The sequence below is a fragment of the Blastococcus sp. SYSU DS0539 genome (assembly GCF_054050855.1).
The window spans coordinates 81,696-100,688 of sequence record NZ_JBJHAF010000010.1 but is presented as its reverse complement, the minus strand read 5'-3'; the positions used below and the strand labels follow the sequence as shown (position 1 = coordinate 100,688).

Annotated in this window: 18 protein-coding genes; 15 read left to right on the top strand and 3 right to left on the bottom strand. The window is 74.9% G+C overall.

Annotated features, from left to right (window positions below; translation table 11 throughout):
• Positions 1-2: 2 nt before the first annotated feature.
• Genes prcA through pafA form a run of 3 tightly spaced genes read left to right on the top strand, consistent with a single transcriptional unit; the run spans position 3 to position 2,671 of the window.
• Entirely contained in the window at positions 3-881 is an 879-nt protein-coding gene (gene prcA / locus ACI790_RS13810) for a proteasome subunit alpha (RefSeq protein WP_456570346.1), read from the top strand.
• A gap of 28 nt (positions 882-909) precedes the next feature.
• Entirely contained in the window at positions 910-1,257 is a 348-nt protein-coding gene (locus tag ACI790_RS13805; protein WP_456570345.1) for a hypothetical protein, read from the top strand.
• Positions 1,258-1,312: 55 nt separating this feature from the next.
• Positions 1,313-2,671: a Pup--protein ligase gene (pafA, locus tag ACI790_RS13800; protein ID WP_456570344.1), complete on the top strand. Its 1,359-nt coding sequence runs from the start codon at positions 1,313-1,315 to the stop codon at positions 2,669-2,671.
• Between the two features lie 166 nt (positions 2,672-2,837).
• On the opposite strand, the gene ACI790_RS13795 is transcribed toward pafA, so the two are convergent.
• Positions 2,838-3,941: a DUF3866 family protein gene (locus ACI790_RS13795; protein ID WP_456570343.1), complete on the bottom strand. Its 1,104-nt coding sequence runs from the start codon at positions 3,939-3,941 to the stop codon at positions 2,838-2,840.
• Between the two features lie 78 nt (positions 3,942-4,019).
• Between ACI790_RS13795 and ACI790_RS13790 the strand changes: the two genes are divergently transcribed.
• The 8 genes from ACI790_RS13790 (at position 4,020) to ACI790_RS13755 (ending at position 12,164) form a co-directional block, all read left to right on the top strand.
• Positions 4,020-5,009, top strand: a complete 990-nt coding sequence (locus tag ACI790_RS13790) for a helix-turn-helix transcriptional regulator (protein WP_456570342.1) — start codon at positions 4,020-4,022, stop codon at positions 5,007-5,009.
• Positions 5,006-5,980 carry a helix-turn-helix transcriptional regulator gene (locus ACI790_RS13785; RefSeq protein ID WP_456570341.1) on the top strand — a complete coding sequence of 325 codons (975 nt, stop codon included), beginning with the start codon at positions 5,006-5,008 and terminating at the stop codon, positions 5,978-5,980. The genes ACI790_RS13790 and ACI790_RS13785 overlap by 4 nt, the downstream gene beginning before the upstream one ends.
• A 9-nt stretch (positions 5,981-5,989) precedes the next feature.
• The gene (locus ACI790_RS13780) at positions 5,990-6,196 is read left to right on the top strand and encodes a hypothetical protein (RefSeq protein WP_456570340.1); all 207 of its coding nucleotides are present in this window, start codon (positions 5,990-5,992) and stop codon (positions 6,194-6,196) included.
• A gap of 111 nt (positions 6,197-6,307) precedes the next feature.
• Entirely contained in the window at positions 6,308-6,631 is a 324-nt protein-coding gene (tatA, locus tag ACI790_RS13775) for a Sec-independent protein translocase subunit TatA (RefSeq protein ID WP_456570339.1), read from the top strand.
• A 19-nt stretch (positions 6,632-6,650) separates the two neighbouring features.
• The gene (tatC, locus tag ACI790_RS13770; RefSeq protein ID WP_456570338.1) at positions 6,651-7,565 is read left to right on the top strand and encodes a twin-arginine translocase subunit TatC; all 915 of its coding nucleotides are present in this window, start codon (positions 6,651-6,653) and stop codon (positions 7,563-7,565) included.
• Between the two features lie 5 nt (positions 7,566-7,570).
• Entirely contained in the window at positions 7,571-8,467 is an 897-nt protein-coding gene (locus tag ACI790_RS13765) for a diacylglycerol kinase family protein (protein ID WP_456570337.1), read from the top strand.
• A 110-nt stretch (positions 8,468-8,577) separates the two neighbouring features.
• Positions 8,578-11,424: a DEAD/DEAH box helicase gene (locus ACI790_RS13760; protein WP_456570336.1), complete on the top strand. Its 2,847-nt coding sequence runs from the start codon at positions 8,578-8,580 to the stop codon at positions 11,422-11,424.
• An 89-nt stretch (positions 11,425-11,513) separates the two neighbouring features.
• Positions 11,514-12,164, top strand: a complete 651-nt coding sequence (locus ACI790_RS13755; protein ID WP_456570335.1) for a DUF4333 domain-containing protein — start codon at positions 11,514-11,516, stop codon at positions 12,162-12,164.
• A gap of 6 nt (positions 12,165-12,170) precedes the next feature.
• Here ACI790_RS13755 and ACI790_RS13750 read toward each other — a convergent pair whose 3' ends face one another.
• The gene (locus ACI790_RS13750) at positions 12,171-13,088 is read right to left on the bottom strand and encodes a 5'-3' exonuclease (protein WP_456570411.1); all 918 of its coding nucleotides are present in this window, start codon (positions 13,086-13,088) and stop codon (positions 12,171-12,173) included.
• Between the two features lie 172 nt (positions 13,089-13,260).
• Between ACI790_RS13750 and ACI790_RS13745 the strand changes: the two genes are divergently transcribed.
• The 3 genes from ACI790_RS13745 to ACI790_RS13735 are packed head-to-tail and all read left to right on the top strand — an operon-like array spanning position 13,261 to position 16,742.
• Positions 13,261-14,406 carry a M24 family metallopeptidase gene (locus ACI790_RS13745; protein WP_456570334.1) on the top strand — a complete coding sequence of 382 codons (1,146 nt, stop codon included), beginning with the start codon at positions 13,261-13,263 and terminating at the stop codon, positions 14,404-14,406.
• Positions 14,381-14,854: an Lrp/AsnC family transcriptional regulator gene (locus ACI790_RS13740; protein WP_456570333.1), complete on the top strand. Its 474-nt coding sequence runs from the start codon at positions 14,381-14,383 to the stop codon at positions 14,852-14,854. The genes ACI790_RS13745 and ACI790_RS13740 overlap by 26 nt, the downstream gene beginning before the upstream one ends.
• Positions 14,855-14,894: 40 nt before the next feature.
• Complete coding sequence (locus ACI790_RS13735) at positions 14,895-16,742, top strand: intein-containing Rv2578c family radical SAM protein (RefSeq protein WP_456570332.1); 1,848 nt, start codon at positions 14,895-14,897, stop codon at positions 16,740-16,742.
• 7 nt (positions 16,743-16,749) lie between these two features.
• Here the strand turns inward: ACI790_RS13735 and ACI790_RS13730 are convergent, their stop codons facing one another.
• The gene (locus ACI790_RS13730) at positions 16,750-17,595 is read right to left on the bottom strand and encodes a hypothetical protein (protein WP_456570331.1); all 846 of its coding nucleotides are present in this window, start codon (positions 17,593-17,595) and stop codon (positions 16,750-16,752) included.
• A 211-nt stretch (positions 17,596-17,806) separates the two neighbouring features.
• Between ACI790_RS13730 and ACI790_RS13725 the strand changes: the two genes are divergently transcribed.
• On the top strand, positions 17,807-18,985 hold the full coding sequence (locus ACI790_RS13725) for a carboxylate-amine ligase (RefSeq protein ID WP_456570330.1): 1,179 nt from the start codon (positions 17,807-17,809) through the stop codon (positions 18,983-18,985).
• Positions 18,986-18,993 lie beyond the last annotated feature (8 nt).

Sequence of the window (18,993 nt, the reverse complement as noted above, 5' to 3'; positions counted from 1 at the left end):
CCATGACCATGCCGTACTACGCCTCCGCCGAGCAGGTCATGCGCGACCGCTCGGAGTACGCCCGCAAGGGCATCTCCCGCGGCCGCAGCGTCGCCGTCCTCACCTATGCCGACGGCGTCCTGCTGATCGCCGAGAACCCCAGCTCCACGCTGCACAAGATCGGCGAGATCTACGACCGGATCGGCTTCGCCGCCGTCGGCCGGTACAGCGAGTTCGAGAGCCTCCGGGTCGCCGGCGTCCGGCTGGCCGACGTCCGCGGCTACTCCTACAACCGGCGCGACGTCACCGGCCGGGTCATCGCCAACGCCTACGCGCAGACCCTCGGCGCCATCTTCACCGAGCAGATGAAGCCCTACGAGGTCGAGCTCTGCGTGGCCGAGGTCGGCGAGACCCCCGAGCGCGACCAGCTCTACCGGCTCACCTTCGACGGCTCCGTCGTCGACGAGCCCGACTTCGTCGTCATGGGCGGCCAGGCCGACTCCGTGACCTCGCACCTGCGCGAGAACTTCCACCCGGGCATGGGCCTGGCCGACGCGCTGAAGGTCGGGGTGGACGCGCTGTCGGCCGTCAGCCCCGCCACCGCCGGCGCCGCGGACGGTGGCCCCGCCCGGCTGGGCGCCCGGCAGCTGGAGGTCGCCGTCCTCGACCGGCGGCGGCCCAAGCGGGCGTTCCGCCGGGTGGTCGGGGCCGCCCTCCACGGGCTGCTGGGCGACGGGCAGACCGACGAGGGCGAGCCGACGCAGACCGCCGCCCACGCGCCCACCCATCCCGCTCCCGGCACGCCCGCCGGCCTCGGTGACCCGGCGGCACCCGACACCGCGGGCGGCGTTCCCGACACCGGCGAGGGCCACCCGCAGACCGACGGGGACGCGCGGGACTGAGCTGCGTCGGCGGGGTAGGGGGAACGGCATGCCGAACTACCAGGTCAACGACGACGCCGTCGCGCAGGCGCGCAGGCTCATCGACGCGGGCACCTACGACGACCGGACCGAGTGGTCCGACGCCGCCCCGTCCGCCGACGACGGCAACACCGAGATCGACGAGCACGGCTGGGACGGCTACGCCGCCTGGCACCTCGCCGTCGACCCGGACGCCAACGAGGAGACGAAGAAGCGCTACTCCTTCCCGTACGGGGACTTCGAGAAGGTCAACCGGGCCGCGCTGATCCACGGCAAGCAGCGGGCGGCGCAGAACGGGCACGAGCAGATCGAGCAGGCGTTCGACGACCTGCTGCAACGGCTCGACGCGAAGCGGTAGCGGCCCGCCGGTCCGGTGGTGGGCCGGTGTCGCTTCCGGCGCCTAGTCTCGGGGCGTGGACCGACGGATCTTCGGGATCGAGACCGAGTACGGCGTCACGTGCACCTTCAAGGGGCAGCGCCGCCTGTCACCGGACGAGGTGGCCCGCTACCTGTTCCGGCGGGTGGTGTCGTGGGGGCGCAGCTCGAACGTCTTCCTGCGCAACGGCTCCCGGCTCTACCTCGACGTGGGCAGCCACCCCGAGTACGCGACGGCCGAGTGCGACGACCTCGCCGAGCTCGTCACCCACGACAAGGCCGGCGAGCGGATCCTCGAGGGGCTGCTGGTCGACGCCGAGCAGCGCCTGGCCGAGGAGGGCGTCACCGGGGACATCTACCTGTTCAAGAACAACACCGACTCGGCCGGCAACAGCTACGGCTGCCACGAGAACTACCTCGTCGGACGGCACGGCGAGTTCGGCCGGCTGGCCGACGTCCTGATCCCGTTCCTGGTCAGCCGGCAGATCGTCGTCGGCGCCGGCAAGGTCCTGCAGACGCCGCGCGGCGCGATCTACTGCGTCAGCCAGCGGGCCGAGCACATCTGGGAGGGCGTCTCCAGCGCCACGACCCGCTCGCGCCCGATCATCAACACCCGGGACGAGCCGCACGCCGACGCCGAGCGCTACCGCCGGCTGCACGTCATCGTCGGCGACTCCAACATGAGCGAGACGACGACGCTGCTCAAGGTCACCATGACCGACCTGGTGCTGCGGATGATCGAGGCCGGGGTGCCGATCCGGGACATGAGTCTGGAGAACCCGATCCGCGCGATCCGCGAGATCAGCCACGACATGACCGGCCGGCGCAAGGTGCGGCTGGCCGGTGGCCGCGAGATGTCGGCGCTGGAGATCCAGTCCGAGTACCACAGCCGGGCGACGGAGTTCGTCGACCGCGAGGGCTGCAGCCCCGTGCACCGGCAGATGCTGGAGCTGTGGGGCCGGGTGCTCAAGGCCGTCGACAGCGAGGACCTGGGCCTCATCGACCGCGAGATCGACTGGGCCATCAAGTACAGCCTGATCGAGCGCTACCGGGCCAAGCGCGACCTGCCGATGTCGTCCCCGCGGATCGCCCAGATGGACCTCGCCTACCACGACATCAGCCGGACCCGCGGCCTCTACTACCTGCTCGAGCGCAACGGGCAGGTCGAGCGCGTGGTCCACGAGCCGAAGGTGTTCGAGGCGAAGAACGTGCCGCCGCAGACCACCCGCGCCAAGCTGCGCGGGGAGTTCATCCGCAAGGCCCAGGAGAAGCGGCGGGACTTCACCGTCGACTGGGTGCACCTGAAGCTCAACGACCAGGCCCAGCGCACCGTGCTGTGCAAGGACCCGTTCAAGGCCGTCGACGAGCGGGTCGAGAAGCTCATCGCCTCTATGTGACGCGTCCGAGTGGGCCCCGGAGGGGTCCGCGATGGACGCGCCGGACACGCCCTGCGCGGGACGTGTCGCGGCGCGGCGGCCGGAGGCGTCCCGGCGCGGCACGTCGGCTGGGCTCAACGCAGCCGGGCACGGCTCCTGGCCGCGGTGTCGGCCGGAGGCCGACGAGTCAGACCGGCACCTGGAGAGCTGCGTACCGGCCGGCCGCGGCGGCGGCCAGGAAGTAGGCGCGCTCCTCCGGGTAGCCGCGGCCCATCGTGCGCAGCGGGACGGGTGAGAGCCCGAGCGCGGTGTCCAGCCCGTCGGTGTCCACCCACACCACCACGTTGCGCTCCGGCTGCCCGGCGAGGTCCTCGTCCACCTGGCCGCCCAGCTCCGACGACAGCCCGCGGGGTGCGATCAGCGTGACGCCGCCGAGGGCCACCCGCCCGAACGCGGTCAGCGAGTGGTGCGAGACCCCGCGGTGCCGCGGGCGCGGATCGGCGTCGGAGATGCGCAGTGCCCCGATGGGCAGCCCGCCGAGCACGCTCACCGCGTTGCACGCCTCGCCCGCGGCGACGCCGGAGAAGCCCCACGGCGTCCCGGTGCCCAGGTTCCCCGGCCCCTGGCTGACGATCGCCAGGTCGGCGCCGAGAACGTGCTTGGCCGCCAGTAGCCCGGTGTGCAGCGTGACCGCCTCCACGTCGCCGCCGAAGGCCTGCCCCACGGTGACCACGCCGGCCAGCGAGTTCTTCAGCGTGTCCAGGGTGCGGGAGAACCCGGCGGGGAGCGCGCCGCCGTCGGTCATCACGTAGGCGACCTTCAGGTCGGGATCGGTGGCCAGCATCCCGATCAGGACGGCCGGCAGCGCCGAGTGCAGGTCGGCGACGACCACGGGCATCCCGGCGAGGTCGTCGGCCGCGGCGATCGCGGCGTGGTGCTCGGTCTCCTGCTCGTCGACGCCCTGCACCGTCACCTGCAGCGGGGTGTACCGCGCCTTGACCAGGTGCCCGGGGCCCGGCGGGTCCGGCGGCAAGCGGTCCGGCACGGCGACGACCATCGCCACCCCGCCGGTGCCGAGGCCCTGCGCCCACGCCGTCGTGTTGAGCAGCACCTCGTCGTCCACCTGCGGGATGCCGACGACCGACGGGTAGGCCAGCGCCTTCACCGAGCCGTCCCCGGGCACCTCGACGGTGAGCTCGAGGGAGTCACGCCCCGCCCGACCGGTCGCTGTCACCCGGCCGCGCCGCCAGCGGATGCGCGAGGGGGGCGGCGGCGAAGCGGAGAAGGGCATGCCCGGAGGCTAGCCAGCGGCGCAGCGGCTCATGCACCGGCGGCCTGTTCCGGCTCTCGCGTGACTAGCCTGAGCGCCATGGCGGCGAAGCGGGCGGAGCGTCTGGTGAACCTGGTCATCGCGCTGCTCAGCACCCGGCAGTACGTCACCGCCGCGCGGATCCGCGCCACGGTGCCCGGCTACGAGGCCGACGACGGCAGCGACCGGGCCGACGAGGCGTTCAAGCGGATGTTCGAGCGGGACAAGGCCGAGCTGCGCGAGATGGGCGTCCCGCTCGAGACCGGCCGCACCAGCGTCTTCGACACCGAGGACGGCTACCGCATCGCCCGCGCCGACTACGAGCTGCCCGAGATCCACCTGACCGGCGGGGAGGCGGCCGCCGTGGGGCTCGCCCTGCGGCTGTGGGAGTCGGCGCAGCTGGCCGGCGCCGCCCAGAGCGCGCTGGTCAAGCTCAAGGCCGCCGGGGTCGACGTCGACACCTCCCGCCCGATCCCCATCCAGCCCCGGCTGGACCGCAACGAGGCCGCCTTCGAGCCGTGCTACGCCGCGGCACGCGACCGGCGCCGGCTGCAGTTCGACTACCGGCGCCCGGACGAGGACACCGCCGTCCGCCGGGACGTCCAGCCGTGGGGCGTCGTCGCCTGGCACGGGCGCTGGTACCTGGTCGGTCACGACCTGGACCGGCAGGCCCCGCGGGTGTTCCGGCTGTCCCGGGTGGTCGGCGCGCCCCGGGCCGTCGGCCCGGCCGCGGCGTTCGAGCCGCCGGCCGACCTCGACCTCACCGCGGTCGTGGCCGGCCAGGTCGGGGGAGAGGAGCACCTGGTCGTGGTGCGGGCCCGCCCCGGCACGGCGGTCGGGCTGCGCCGGCACGCCACGTCGCTCGGCCCCGCCGACGACGGCAGCGGCGGGATCGAGGACCGGCTGCAGCTGCGCACCACCGAGCCGTGGGCGCTGGCCGACCAGCTGGCCGCCTACGGAGCCGACGTCGTGGTGGAGGCGCCCACCCAGGTCCGCGACGCGGTGATCGCCCGGCTGACCCGTCTCGCCGCGATGGGGGAGCGCGCGTGAGCACGACCGACCGGATGACCCGGCTGCTGGCCCTCGTCCCATACCTGAGCGCCCGCCCCGACGGGGTGCCGGTCGCCGAGGCGGCCCGCGACTTCGGCGTCTCCGAGCGGCAGGTGCGCAGCGACCTCGAACTGCTGTGGATGTGCGGCCTGCCCGGCTACGGCCCCGGCGACCTGATCGACGTCGCCTTCGAGGGCGACCGCGTCCGGGTCACCTTCAGCGCGGGCATGGTGCGGCCGCTGCGGCTGACCACCGACGAGGCGGTGGCCCTGGTGGTGGCGCTCCGCACGCTGCTCGAGCTGCCGGGCCTCGCCGAGCGGGACGCGGTCAGCCACGCGCTGGCGAAGGTGTCGGCAGCGGCCGGCGACGCCGCCGACCGGGTCAGCCCGGTGGCGGTCAGCGTGGACGCGCGCGAGGAGAACCTGGCCGTCGTCCACGACGCCCTGGAGCGCGGCCGCGCCCTCCACCTGCACTACTACGTGCCGACCCGCGACGAGCGGACCGAGCGCACCGTGGACCCGATGCGGCTGCTCCTCGTCGACGGCCGGTCCTACCTGGAGGCCTGGTGCCGGCGGGCCGAGGGGGTCCGACTCTTCCGCCTCGACCGGCTCGACGACGTCGCCGTCCTCGACGAGCCGGCGGCGCCCCCGCCGCAGGCCACCGGGCGGAACGTGGACAACGGCGTCTACCAGCCGGAGCCCGACGCCCCGGCGGTCCGGTTGCGGCTGGACCGCAGCGCGCGGTGGGTGGCCGAGTACTACCCGACCGAGGACGTCACGCCGGTCGACGATCCGCCCGGCGGGCTGGCCGTCACCGTCCGCACCGGCGACCTGGCCTGGGCGCGGCGGCTGGTGGCCACCCTCGGCGGGGGAGCGGTCGTCGACGAGCCGGCCGAGATCGGCACCCAGGTGGCCGCCGAGGCGCGGGCGGCCCTCGCCCGGTACGGGCTGACGCCGGCCGGGGACGGCTAGGGTCGCACCGTGGTGTTCTGGATCGTCCTGGCCGTCGTGGTGGTGCTGGCGCTCGTCGTCCTCGGCGTGGTCGCGCACGGCACGCTGGGCGCCGTCGGCCGGCTCGGCCGCGAGCTCGCCGCGGCCGAGCGTGACGTCGCCCCCGTGCGGGACCAGGTGCAGCAGTCCGCGGAGCGCGCCGGCCGGTTGCGCGGCGAGCGCACGACCGCCGGCTGAACGGCGGGCGAACAGGACGCGGCCCTACCGGACGCGTCCGTGCGGGCCCGGGGAACGCGCGCTCCCCGGCGTAGCATCGCCGCAGCCACCCGAACATCTGGAGGACGCGCCATGGGACTCGGCCCGCTCGAGATCGGCCTGATCATCCTGGCCATCCTGCTGCTCTTCGGCTACAAGAAGCTGCCCGACGCCTCGCGTTCGCTCGGCCGTTCGCTGCGCATCTTCAAGGGCGAGATGAAGGGCATGAAGGAGGACGACGTCCGCACCAGGGACGCCGCCTCCACCACGCCGGTCCGCGGCGAGATCGTCTCCCCGGCGGCTTCCTCCGGCGACCTGGACGCGCAGCTGCAGGAGGAGGCGCGCGCCGCCGAGCTCCGCGCCGCCGAGCTGCGGGCCCGCGCCGACCAGGCGCGCACGGCCGACGGCCCTCGCTGACCTCCCCGGAGTTCGAGCGGTGAGCGAGGCGACCCGCGGCGCACGCCGCCGGCGGCGCCCACCCCGCGACGCGCAGGCCACCATGAGCCTGGTCGCGCACCTGACCGAGCTGCGCAACCGCATCGCCAAGGCGCTGTTCTTCGTCCTCGTGGCCACCGCGGTCTCGTTCTGGTGGTACGGGCACGGCCTCGGCGAGTTCATCCGCGCCCCGTACTGCGGGCTGCCCGAGGACCTCCGCTACGGCGGGGACGACGCCGGCGGCTGCGGTCTGCTGATCACCAACGTCTTCGGGGGCGTCTTCATCCGGCTCAAGGTGGCCTTCCTGGCCGGCGTGGTGCTCTCGGCGCCGTTCTGGCTGTACCAGCTGTGGGCGTTCATCACCCCGGGCCTCAAGCGCAACGAGAAGCGCTACGGCGTCGCGTTCGTCGCCGTCTCCACGACGCTGTTCTTCCTCGGCGCCGTGCTCGCCTACGTGTCGCTCTCGGCCGGCCTGGAGCTGCTGCTCGGCCTCGCCGGGGACGGCGTGGTCGTGGCGCTCACCGCGCAGGACTACATCGGCTTCGTGCTGTCGCTGCTGGTGGCGTTCGGCGCCAGCTTCGAGGTCCCGCTCATCGCCGTCGCGCTGAACCTGGCCGGCGTGCTGAGCCACGAGGTGCTGGCGCGGAGCCGGCGGTGGATCTTCTTCCTCACCATCGTGTTCGCCGCGTTCGTCACCCCGACGCAGGACCCGTTCACCATGCTGCTGATGGCCGGGCCGATGATCGTGCTGTTCGAGCTCGCCATCCAGCTGGCCCGCGTGGTCGACCGGCGCCGCGCCCGGCGCGCCGCGGCCGAGCACTTCCACGACCTCGGCGACGACGAGGCCTCTCCGCTCGACACCCGCCCCTCCACCCTCGACGAGCCCGTCGACTCCTCGCCGTCCTCCCGCGGCTGACGGTCGTGGACGTCGCCGTCCTCACCAGCCCGGCCGCCGGCCGGGGCCGGGCCCGGACCCTGGGAGCCGCGGTGCCGGACCTGCTGCGGGCGGCCGGCCTGACCCCGCTGGTCCTGGACGCGGCCACCCGGCCGGACGCCGAGCGGCAGGCGGCCGAGGCGGTCGCCGGGGGAGCGGGCGCGGTGCTGGCCGTCGGCGGGGACGGTGCGGCGCACGCGGCTCTGCAGGCGGTCGCCGGCACGACGGTCCCGCTGGCCCTGGTCCCGGCCGGGACGGGCAACGACCTGGCGCTCGCCCTCGACGTGCCGGCCGACCCCGCGGCGGCGGTCCGTGCCGCCGCCGCCGACCTGCTCGCCGGGCGCTCGCGCGCCGTCGACGCCGGGCGCTCCGCGGGCCGGTGGTGGGCCACGGTGCTGTGCTGCGGCTTCGACTCGGCCGTGACCGACCGGGCCAACCGGCTGCGCTGGCCACCGGGGCGCCGGCGCTACGACCTCGCCGTCCTGGCCGAGCTGGCCCGGCTGCGCCCGTACGAGGTGACGCTGTCGCTGGACGGCGCCGCCCGGACCCTGCCGGCGACGATGGTCGCCGTCGGCAACACCGCCTGGTACGGCGGCGGGCTCCGGATCTGCCCGGGGGCCGACCCGGCCGACGGTCTCTTCGACGTCACCGTCGTCGGCGCCACCACCCGGCGGGAGCTGATCCGCACCAAGCCCCGGCTGGCCGACGGCTCGCACGTCGACCACCCGCTGGTGAGCGTGCACCGGGCCGCGCGCGTGGAGCTGGCCTGCGCCGGCGTCACCACCTATGCCGACGGGGAGCCGGTGGCGCCGCTGCCGCTGGTCAGCGAGTGCGTACCGGGCGCGCTCCGCGTCGTCGGCACGGGCCCGGCGACGATCAGCTGACCCGATCGTGCGGTGTCATCCCTCAGCGCACACCGTGAGGGAGGACACGCGACGATCGGGGGACCTGATCGTGGCGAGCCGATGGCTGGGGGCGCGCCTAACGTGGGGGCATGTCCAGCCCCGCTGAGCGGTACGCCGCTGCCCGGAGGCGGACCTCCCACCCCACGCTGGCCGACTTCACCGCCGAGCTGGGCTTCGCCCTGGACCCGTTCCAGGTAGAGGCCTGCGAGGCGCTGGAGAAGGGCTCGGGCGTCCTGGTCTGCGCGCCCACCGGCGCCGGCAAGACCGTGGTGGGCGAGTTCGCCGTGCACAAGGCCCTGGCCGAGGGACGCAAGGCGTTCTACACGACGCCCATCAAGGCGCTGTCGAACCAGAAGTACAACGACCTGGTGGAGCGCTACGGCGCCGACCGGGTGGGGCTGCTGACCGGCGACAACGCCGTCAACGGCGACGCCCCGGTCGTCGTGATGACCACCGAGGTGCTGCGCAACATGCTCTACGCCGAGTCGCCGGCGATCGCCGGCCTCGGCTACGTGGTCATGGACGAGGTGCACTACCTCGCCGACCGGTTCCGCGGTGCCGTCTGGGAAGAGGTGATCATCCACCTGCCGGCGTCGGTCACGCTGGTCTCGCTGTCGGCCACGGTGAGCAACGCCGAGGAGTTCGGCGACTGGCTGGTCACCGTCCGCGGGGACACCGCGGTCGTGGTCAGCGAGATCCGGCCGATCCCGCTCTGGCAGCACATGCTGGTCGGCAACCGGGTGTTCGACCTGTTCGCGCTCCGTCCGGCCGCGCACGCCGGCGAGCAGGGCGACAGCCCCCGCCCGCTGTCCACCCGGGAGCGGGGCGCCTCCGTGGTCGACCCGGAGCTGGTCCGCTACGTGCGCGAGCACGAGCGGCGGCTCGACAGCTGGGGCGGCTCCGGCCGCCGGGAGAGCCACCACCGGCCGCGGTACCGCCCGCCGGCCCGGTCCGACGTCGTCGAGCGGCTCGACCGCGCCGGCCTGCTGCCGGCGATCACCTTCGTGTTCAGCCGCAACGGGTGCGATGCCGCCGTCCACCAGTGCCTGCTGAGCGGCCTGCGGCTCACCGACGAGACCGAGCGCGCCGAGATCGCCGCGATCATCGACGAGCGCACCGGCTCGCTGCCGGAGGAGGACCTGCACGTCCTCGGCTTCTGGGAGTGGCGCGAGGGGCTGCTGGCCGGGCTGGCCGCCCACCACGCCGGCCTGGTCCCGGCGTTCAAGGAGACCGTCGAGGAGTGCTTCGTCCGTGGCCTGGTCAAGGCCGTGTTCGCCACCGAGACCCTGGCGCTGGGCATCAACATGCCGGCGCGCACCGTCGTCCTGGAGCGGCTGGTCAAGTGGAACGGCGAGGCGCACGTCGACGTCACCCCGGGGGAGTACACCCAGCTCACCGGCCGGGCCGGCCGCCGCGGGATCGACGTCGAGGGGCACGCCGTCGTCGTCTGGGCGCCGGGCATGGACCCGTCGGTGGTCGCCGGCCTGGCCAGCACCCGCACCTATCCGCTGCGGTCGAGCTTCCGGCCCAGCTACAACATGGCGGTCAACCTGGTCAGCTCCTTCGGCCGGGCGCGGGCGCGGGAGCTGCTGGCGTCGTCGTTCGCCCAGTTCCAGGCCGACCGCTCGGTGGTCGGCCTGGCGCGTGCGGCGGCCCGCCACGAACGGGACGCCGAGCAGTTCGCCGCGGAGATGCGCTCCGACCGCGGGGACGTCGGCGCCTACGCGCAGCTGCGCCGGGAGATCGCCGACCGGGAGAAGGAACTGTCCCGCGACTCGCAGGCCAAGCGCCGCATGGAGGCCTCCGACGCCCTGGCCGCGCTGCGCCCCGGTGACGTCATCCGGGTGCCGACGGGGCGGCGGCAGGGGCTCGCGGTCGTCCTCGACCCGGGCATCACCGATCTGGCCGACCCCCGGCCGCTCGTGCTGACCGAGGACAAGTGGGCCGGCCGGCTCGGCTCGGGCGACTTCCCCGCTCCGGTGACGGCGCTGGCCCGGGTGCGGGTGCCGAAGAACTTCAACCACCGCAGCCCGCACGCGCGCCGGGACCTCGCCTCCACGCTGCGCAACGCCCGCGTGGAGCACGACCTGGGCGCCCGGCGGGTGAAGCACCGCTCGGCCGCCGCAGACGACCCGGTGCTCGCCGATCTGCGCCAGGCGCTGCGCAACCACCCGGTGCACCAGCTGCCCGACCGCGAGGAGCGGGTGCGGATCGCCGAGCGCTGGCTGCGCGCGGTCCGGGAGGCGGAGACGCTGCACCGGAAGATGGCCGAGCGCACCGGCTCGCTGACCCGGCAGTTCGACCGTACCTGCGACGTCCTGGAGGAGCTGGGCTACCTGGTGCCGGAGCCGGCGCCGCTGGTGGCCGCGGAGACCGAGGTGGTCGGCGCGGACGACGGCGGGGTGGCGAGGGAGGACCGGGTCACCGACGACGGCCGGCGGCTCTCCCGCATCTGGTCGGAGGCCGACCTGCTGGCCGCCGAGTGCCTGCGGGCCGGGGCGTGGCGGGGGCTAAACCCGGCCGAGCTCGCGGCCGCGGTCTCCGCGCTCGTCTTCGAGGCCCGGCGGGACACCCCGAGCCTGCCCGCGGTACCGGCCGGCAAGGTCGCCGCGGCGATCGGGGAGATGCGCCGGATCCGGTCGCGGTTGCAGGACGTCGAGCTCGACCACGGCGTCCCGGCGAGCCGCGACCTCGACCTGGGCTTCGCCTGGGCCGCCTACCGCTGGGCCGACGGGCAGAGCCTGGACCGGGTGCTGGCCGGGGCGGAGCAGGCCGGCACCGAGCTCTCCGGCGGGGACTTCGTCCGGTGGACGCGGCAGCTGATCGACCTGCTCGACCAGCTCGGCAAGGTCGCCGACGACGGGGTCGCCCGCACGGCCCGCTCCGCGGTGGACCGCATCCGCCGGGGTGTGGTGGCCGTGGCCGTCGGCGGCTGACGAGCGCGTCGCCGGCCGCGGGCAGCCGAGCCGGTGCGGCAGAATCCCAGCGCGTCCCGCCGAGGGGTGCCACGGACCCGGGAGCGACCATGACCGACCCGCCGCAGCCCTCCGGCCGGACCGGCGGGGACCCGGACGGCGGTTCGGCGCCCGGATCCGGCGACCTCCCGCCGCACGGGCGGCAGGCCCCGTCCGGGCAGGCCGGTCCCTGGGGCCAGGAGCCGGGCGGTCCGCCGCACGGGGCGACCCAGCCCTACACCCGTCCGCCCGGGGGCTTCGGCCGGCCGGGACCACCGCCCCCGCAGCAGCCCTGGGGACCACCGCCGTGGGCGCCACCGGCGTCGCCCCAGCAGTACGGACGGCCCCCGGGCGGCGCCACCCCGGCCTCCGGTGCGTTCGGTCACGGCGCTCCGGATCGCGGCGCTCCGGGGCGCCGGGGGCCGCGGTGGGGCCTGCTCGCCGTCCTGGCGGTCCTCGTCGTGGTCGTGGCGGCCGTCGCCGTCCTCGCCGGCACGGCCGGGCCGACCGTGCTGTCGCGCGCGGCGGTCGAGCGCGACGTCGCCGCGCAGTTCGAGCAGCGCGAGGGCGTGGCGGTGGACCTCCAGTGCGCCGAGGAGATGACCGTCGAGCGGGGCGCCGTGTACGAGTGCACCGGCGTGACCGCCGACGACGAGCAGGTGACCCTCCGGATCGAGATCACCGACGAGGACGGCGCCCGCTACTCGTGGACCGAGCCCTGATCCCCGTCAGCCCAGCACGCCGTCGGGCCAGCCGAGGGCCGCGCCCAGCCGGCTGAGCGAGGACTGCAGCCCGTGGGCCTCGGCCAGCCCGGCCAGGGCCGCGGGATCGGCAGGGGAGCGGGGGAGGGCGCCCTCCACCGCGGGCAGGTCGATGTCCCTCGCCACGGCGACCACCACGGGCGCGGCGTCGAGGTAGTCGTTCGCGGCGTGCAGCTTCTTCAGCACGGCGGCGGTCAGCGGCGGCTCGGGGACGACGGTGCGTGCGGCCGCCGCCCGGATCCCGGCGAGGTCGCCGAACTCGTTGATCAGCGCGGCCGCCGTCTTGGCGCCGACCCCCGCCACACCGGGCAGCCCGTCGCTGGGGTCGCCGCGGAGCACGGCGAAGTCGGCGTAGGCGCGGCCGGGGATCCCGTACTTGGCGGCGACCGCGGCCTCGTCGACGAACTCCAGGTCGGAGATGCCCCGGGCGGTGTAGAGGATCCGCACGCCGCGGGCGTCGTCGACGAGCTGGAACAGGTCCCGGTCACCGGTGACGACGTCGACCGGGCCGCGGGCGCGGGTGGCGAGCGTGCCGATCACGTCGTCGGCCTCGTAGCCGGGGGCGCCGACGCGGGCGAGCCCGACGGCGGCGAGCACCTCGACGAGGATCGGCACCTGGGGTCCCAGCTCGCCGGGGGTCTCCTCGCCGCCGTCGGGCGACAGCCGGTGCGCCTTGTAGGACGCCAGCGCGTCGACGCGGAACGCCGGCCGCCAGTCGTCGTCCCAGCAGGCCACCAGCCGGTCGGGATCGTGCGTGGTGAGCAGCCGCGCCGTCATGTCCAGGAAGCCCCGCACGGCGTTGATCGGGCGCCCGTCCGGCGTCGTGACGCTCGTCGGGACGCCGTAGAAGGCGCGGAAGTACAGCGACGCGGCGTCCAGCAGCATCGTGGTCACGCGGCCGTCCCGCCGTTCCCGGCGGACGGGTGGCGACCCGCCTCCCGCGGTGCCGTACTCCTGCGGAACCTTCCGAACTCCTCCACGACGGCGGACGGTAGCGGTCTGGCAACGATTGGGGGAAACGGCGGTGCCGCCTGGTTAGTCTGCGCTGGTGGGAACCGTGACGACTCCGGCCGGAACCGGCCCGCTCGTGACCATCGACCGGGTGCACGCCGCGCGGGCGGTCGCTGCGGAGCTGGGCGTCGACCTGCTCGTGCTCACGCCCGGCGCCGACCTCCGCTACCTGTGCGGGTACGACGCGCACGCGATGGAGCGGCTGACCGCCCTCGCCGTCCCGCGCACGGGGGAGCCGTTCCTCGTCGTGCCGCGGCTGGAGGCGCCCATGGTGGGCGTCAGCCCCGCCGGTGCCCTCGGCCTGGAGCTGCTCGCCTGGGACGAGACCGACGACCCGTTCGCGCTCCTCGCCGGTGCCGCGGCCGAGCGGCTGGGTTCGGCTCCGGCGCGGGTCGCCGTCGGCTCCCGCACCTGGGCCGAGCACACGCTCGGCGTGCAGCGGGCACTGCCCGGCGCCGTGCTGGAGCTGGCCTCGCCGGTCGTCGACCGCCTGCGCATGGTGAAGACGCCCGCCGAGGTCGAGGAGCTGGCGCTGGCCGGCGCGGCCATCGACCGGGTGCACGCCCGCATGGGGGAGTGGCTCACCGTCGGGCGCACGGAGGCCGCGGTGGGCGCGGACATCGCCGCGGCGATCCTCGCCGAGGGGCACGTGGGCGTGGACTTCACCATCGTCGGCTCCGGGCCGAACGGCGCCAGCCCGCACCACGAGCTCTCCGACCGCATGATCGCCGCCGGCGACCTGGTCGTGGTCGACATCGGTGGCGAGACCGCCACCGGCTACCGCTCCGACTGCACCCGGACGTACGTCATCGGCGGCGCGCCCGACGCCGAGGTCGCCGAATGGTACGCCGTGCTGCACGCCGCGCAGCAGGCCGCGACGGCGGCGGTGCGGCCGGGGGTCACCGCCGAGCAGGTCGACGCCGCGGCGCGGGAGGTGATCACCGACGCCGGCTGGGGCGAGTACTTCATCCACCGCACCGGCCACGGCATCGGGCTGGACTCGCACGAGGCGCCCTACATCGTCGCCGGCAACGGGCTGCCCCTCGAGCCCGGGATGGCGTTCTCCGTCGAGCCGGGCATCTACCTGCCCGGCCGCCACGGCGCGCGCATCGAGGACATCGTGGTCTGCACCGACGACGGCGTCCGCGTCCTCAACAACGGTTCCCGTGAGCTCGTCGAACTCCCCGGCTGAGGCCGGGGCGACCGCGGTCGACGTCGACCGCGCCCTGCTGGCGGCGCTGGCGCGGGACGGCCGGGCGAGCTTCACCGACCTCGCCGAGCGGGTGGGGCTGTCGGTGTCGGCGGTGCACCAGCGGGTGCGCCGGCTCGAGCAGCGCGGGCTGATCACCGGCTACCGGGCGACGCTGGACGCCCCGCAGATCGGCCTCCCGCTGACGGCGTTCGTGTCGATCACACCGACCGACGCGCAGACCGACGACGCGCCGTCCCTGCTCGCCCACCTGGACGCCATCGAGGAGTGCCACGCGGTCGCCGGCGTGGAGAGCTACATCCTCAAGGTCCGGGTGGCCTCCCCGGATGCGCTGGAGAACCTGCTCAAGGAGATCCGGTCCGCCGCCAACGTCACCACCCGGACCACGGTGGTGCTCTCCACCTCCTACGAAGCCCGCCCGCTGATCTGATCCGCTGGACAGCCGTTCGAACGTGTGTTCGGATGGGGGCATGCGGTGGGACGCGCAGCGGCTGGACCTGGACGAGCCCGGGGCTCTGCCCGGGATGCCGAGCATCCGCGGGCTGCTGCGCAGCGTGCAGGTGCCGGAGTTTCCCGGCCTGACGTTCCACGAAGTGCGGGCCAAGAGCGCACTGAACCGGGTGCCGGGCGAATCGGCCATGCCGTTCCCGTGGACGATCAACCCCTACCGGGGCTGCAGCCACTCCTGCGTGTACTGCCTGTCGGGGGACACGCAGGTGCTGATGGCGGATGGCTCGCACCGCGCCATCGCCGATCTGCGTCCCGGGGATCGGATCATCGGGACGGAGCAGGGCGACCGGCACCGCCGGTACGTCGAGACGGACGTGCTCGCGCACTGGTCGACGGTCAAGCCTGCCCACCGGGTGACGCTGGCCGACGGCACCACTCTCGTGGGCAGCGGCGATCACCGGTTCCTGACCCGCCGAGGGTGGAAGTACATCACCGGGGCGTGCGCCGGGGCTGGTCAGCGCCCGCACCTGACGACGAACGACGAGCTGCTGGGCTTCGGCCGCTCGGCCGGGAGCACCGATGCCTGCCAGGACCACCGGCGGGGCCACCTGACGGGGACGGTGGGCGGGAACGCGCACCTCGAGGTGTACGGCCACCAGCGGGCCGGACGAGCCCACGGTGACGTGCACCGCTCCCGGTCGGCACTGGCGGAGGAGGAGCGAACCGACCGCGTCCGCACCGTCCGGCTGCGTGGCGGCCCGAGCCGGCACCTGGCCTTCATCCACCTGGTCGACCCGGCCGTCCGCCGGAGATGCCAGGTGCAGGGCACCGCCGTCGAGAGCGCGGCGGACCTGCGGGTCCTCAGCGTCGAGGACATCGGCCTCGAGATGCCGATGTACGACATCACCACGGGCACCGGCGACTTCATCGCCAACGGCGTGGTGAGCCACAACTGCTTCGCCCGCCGGACGCACGAGTGGCTCGAGCTCGACTCCGGCCGGGACTTCGACAGCCAGGTGGTGGTGAAGACCAACCTGGTGGAAGTGCTGCAGCGGGAGCTGGGCCGCCCGTCCTGGCGGCGCGAGCACGTGGCGCTGGGCACCAACACCGACCCGTACCAGCGGGCCGAGGGGCGTTACCGGCTCATGCCGGGCGTCATCGGCGCGCTGGCCGGCTCCGGGACGCCGTTCTCCATCCTGACGAAAGGCACCCTGCTGCGCAGGGACGTGCCGCTGCTGGCGGCCGCGGCCCGGGACGTGCCGCTCGGCCTCGGGGTCTCCCTGGCCATCTGGGACGACGCCCTGCACGCCGGCCTGGAGCCGGGCGTGCCCACGCCGCGCGCCCGGCTGGACCTGGTGCGCGCGCTCACCGAGGCCGGCCTGCCGTGCGGCGTCTTCCTCGCCCCCGTGCTGCCCGGCCTCACCGACTCGGTGGAGCACCTCGACGCCGCCCTCGGCGCGATCGCCTCCGCCGGCGCCGCCGGGGTGACGGTCATCCCGCTGCACCTGCGCCCCGGCGCCCGCGAGTGGTTCATGGCCTGGCTGGCGCGCGCCCACCCGGAGCTGGTCCCGCGCTACGAGCGGCTCTACGCCCGGCACGCGTACGTACCGGCCGAGTACCGCGCGTGGCTGGCGCGTCGCGTGGCCCCGCTGCTCGCACGTCACGGGCTCGACCGGCGCTCCGGGGGGGCGGCCCGCGGGGTGGACGGGGTGATGGCCGACGGTGTCCCCGGGGACCCGGAGGTCGGTTTTCCCGCGGGCAGCCTGCCCTCGGGCGGGCTGCCCGGCACCGCTCCTCCGTCCGCCGGTGGACAGTCTCCAGTCACCGCGATCCCGTCCGAGCCGCCCGGGCAGCTGACGCTGCTGTGAGCGGAGCTCAGCCGGCCAGCCGTGAGGTGCGGGCCACCGCGCGGCTCGCGCGGACCTCGCCCCGCGCCGCGACCGGGGGAGCGCCGGCGGCCAGCGCCAGCCGGCGGTAGGAGTCGTAGGACAGCGACCGGTAGGCGGCGGCGAGCTCCTCGACCGCCTCCCGGCGCGACGGCGGCACGGTCGCCCGCAGGTGCCCGACCGTGCTCCGCACGTGCTTGGTGAAGGTGGCCTGCAACGCCTGGCTGGACAGCCGGCCGCCGATGCGGGAATCCAGCCCCGGGCCGCGCCGCAGCGCGGGGAGCACCCAGGCGCTGGCCGCCAGCGCGGGGTACCTCACCCGCACCGCTTCCCACGCGTGCCAGGCGGTGAGCGCCCCGGGGACCGCCCACTCGCCGTCGTCGGTGGACAGGAGCAGCCGGCGGGTGGTGATCTGCACCTGGTCGCGGCGCAGTGACCGGAACACGCCGACCGGCGCCGGCCAGCCCAGGGCGAGCGCGCACCAGGCCACCGAGCGGAGGTGCTCCGGATCGTCGCTGCGGATCTCGGTGAGGGGCCGGAGGTCCAGCAGCGGAGGATCGGGCTCGGGCGTGCGGGGGAGCGGCAGGGCGAGGCCGCCGTACCGGGCGACCTTGCTGTAGAGGGCCACGGTGGCCGGCTTCCACTCCCGGGCGGCGGCGAGCTCGTCGAACCCGCCCGCGGCCAGGTCGTCGGGCCCGAGGTCCAGCTCCAGCGCGGCGTCGACCAGCCGCCGCCACTGGACCTCGTAGCCCGCCGGCGGCGTCCACCGCGCCCAGGCGCGGGCCGGAGGAGGAGCGGGCATGTCGGGCAACGGCTGCTGCCAGGCACGTGACATGGCCAAATACTACCGTTATCCCCAACAACCACACAACTCTTATTGTGGTCACCTGCCGAGACCGGAACCACGGCGCCCCATGGGCGCCCGAGCACCAACACCGGGAGACCCCCGGCGTCGCGGTCGCCGGGAGGCCATCGGGTACCGCCTGAGCGGGTGAGCCGGGGGAGTCGGACCTGCGCCCCGTCGCCCGACTCCGAATCATGGACCGGTGCGAACGGTGGGCGTCGAGGAAGAACTGCTCGTGGTCGACGCGGACGGGTTCCCCGTTCCGCAGGGGCCCGATGCGCTGACGGTCGCCGCACGCCGCGGCGAGGGAGAGGACGTGCAGCAGCACGACCGGGCCGAGCGGGGCGAGGAGACCGGCGTTCCGGAGAGCGCTCACCTGATGCCGGAGCTGAAGGCCCAGCAGCTCGAACTGGGCACGCCGGTGTGCGCGACGCTGGCCGAGGTGCACGACCAGCTGCGCCACTGGCGCGGCCGCGCCGACGCGGCGGCCGTCGCGGTCGGCGCGCGGGTGGCGGCGCTGGCCACCTCGCCGGTGGCCGTCGAGCCGGTGCCCACGGAGGGGGAGCGGTACGAACGCCTGGTGGACGCCTTCGGCCGGACGGCGGAGGAGGTCCTCACCTGCGGCTGCCACGTGCACGTCTCGGTCGCCGACGACGAGGAGGGCGTGGCGGTCCTCAACCGGATCCGGGTCTGGCTGCCGGTGCTCACGGCGGTCACCGCCAACTCACCGTTCTGGCAGGGCCGGGACACCTCGTACGCCAGCTTCCGGTCGGAGGTGTGGCACCGCTGGCCGTCCGCCGGGGCGAGCGGCCCGTTCACCGATGCCGCCGACTACCACGCGCTCGTGGAGGCGGTGCTCGCCACCGGGACCGTCCTGGACACCGGCATGCTCTACTTCGACGCCCGGCTGTCGGCGAACTGGCCCACCGTCGAGCTGCGCACCGCCGACGTGGCGCTGCGCGTCGAGGACGCCGTCACCCTGGCCGGTCTCGTGCGCGGTCTGGTGGAGACCGCCGCCCGCGAGGCCCGTGCCGGGATCGCGCCCCCGCAGATGCGGGCCGAGGTCCTCCGGCTGGCCGCCTGGCGGGCCGGCCGCTCGGGCCTGTCGGGTGACCTCGTCCATCCCCGCACCGGCCGCCCCGTTCCCGCGGCGGACGTGCTCGCCGATCTCCTCGACCACGTCCGTCCCGCCCTAGCGGACGCCGGCGACGACGCGCGGGTGAGCGACGGCCTGGCCGCGTTGCTCACCCGCGGCACCGGTGCTGACCTCCAGCGGCAGGTCCACCGCGAGTCCGGGAGCCTCGCCGCGGTGGTCCGGGCCGCCGTCGAGGTCACCGCCGGGGAGGACGCCGCCCGGGCGGTCGCCGAGGCCAGCCGCTAGATTCCGGC

Bases quoted from the DNA above. Each gene is read 5' to 3' on its own strand.
- ACI790_RS13790 (WP_456570342.1), top strand. From the start codon at position 4,020: ATGGCGGCGAAGCGGGCGGAGCGTCTGGTGAACCTGGTCATCGCGCTG.
- ACI790_RS13795 (WP_456570343.1), bottom strand. From the start codon at position 3,941: ATGCCCTTCTCCGCTTCGCCGCCGCCCCCCTCGCGCATCCGCTGGCGG.
- ACI790_RS13760 (WP_456570336.1), top strand. From the start codon at position 8,578: ATGTCCAGCCCCGCTGAGCGGTACGCCGCTGCCCGGAGGCGGACCTCC.
- tatA (WP_456570339.1), top strand. From the start codon at position 6,308: ATGGGACTCGGCCCGCTCGAGATCGGCCTGATCATCCTGGCCATCCTG.
- prcA (WP_456570346.1), top strand. From the start codon at position 3: ATGACCATGCCGTACTACGCCTCCGCCGAGCAGGTCATGCGCGACCGC.
- ACI790_RS13735 (WP_456570332.1), top strand. From the start codon at position 14,895: ATGCGGTGGGACGCGCAGCGGCTGGACCTGGACGAGCCCGGGGCTCTG.
- ACI790_RS13750 (WP_456570411.1), bottom strand. From the start codon at position 13,088: ATGCTGCTGGACGCCGCGTCGCTGTACTTCCGCGCCTTCTACGGCGTC.
- ACI790_RS13755 (WP_456570335.1), top strand. From the start codon at position 11,514: ATGACCGACCCGCCGCAGCCCTCCGGCCGGACCGGCGGGGACCCGGAC.
- ACI790_RS13805 (WP_456570345.1), top strand. From the start codon at position 910: ATGCCGAACTACCAGGTCAACGACGACGCCGTCGCGCAGGCGCGCAGG.
- ACI790_RS13730 (WP_456570331.1), bottom strand. From the start codon at position 17,595: ATGTCACGTGCCTGGCAGCAGCCGTTGCCCGACATGCCCGCTCCTCCT.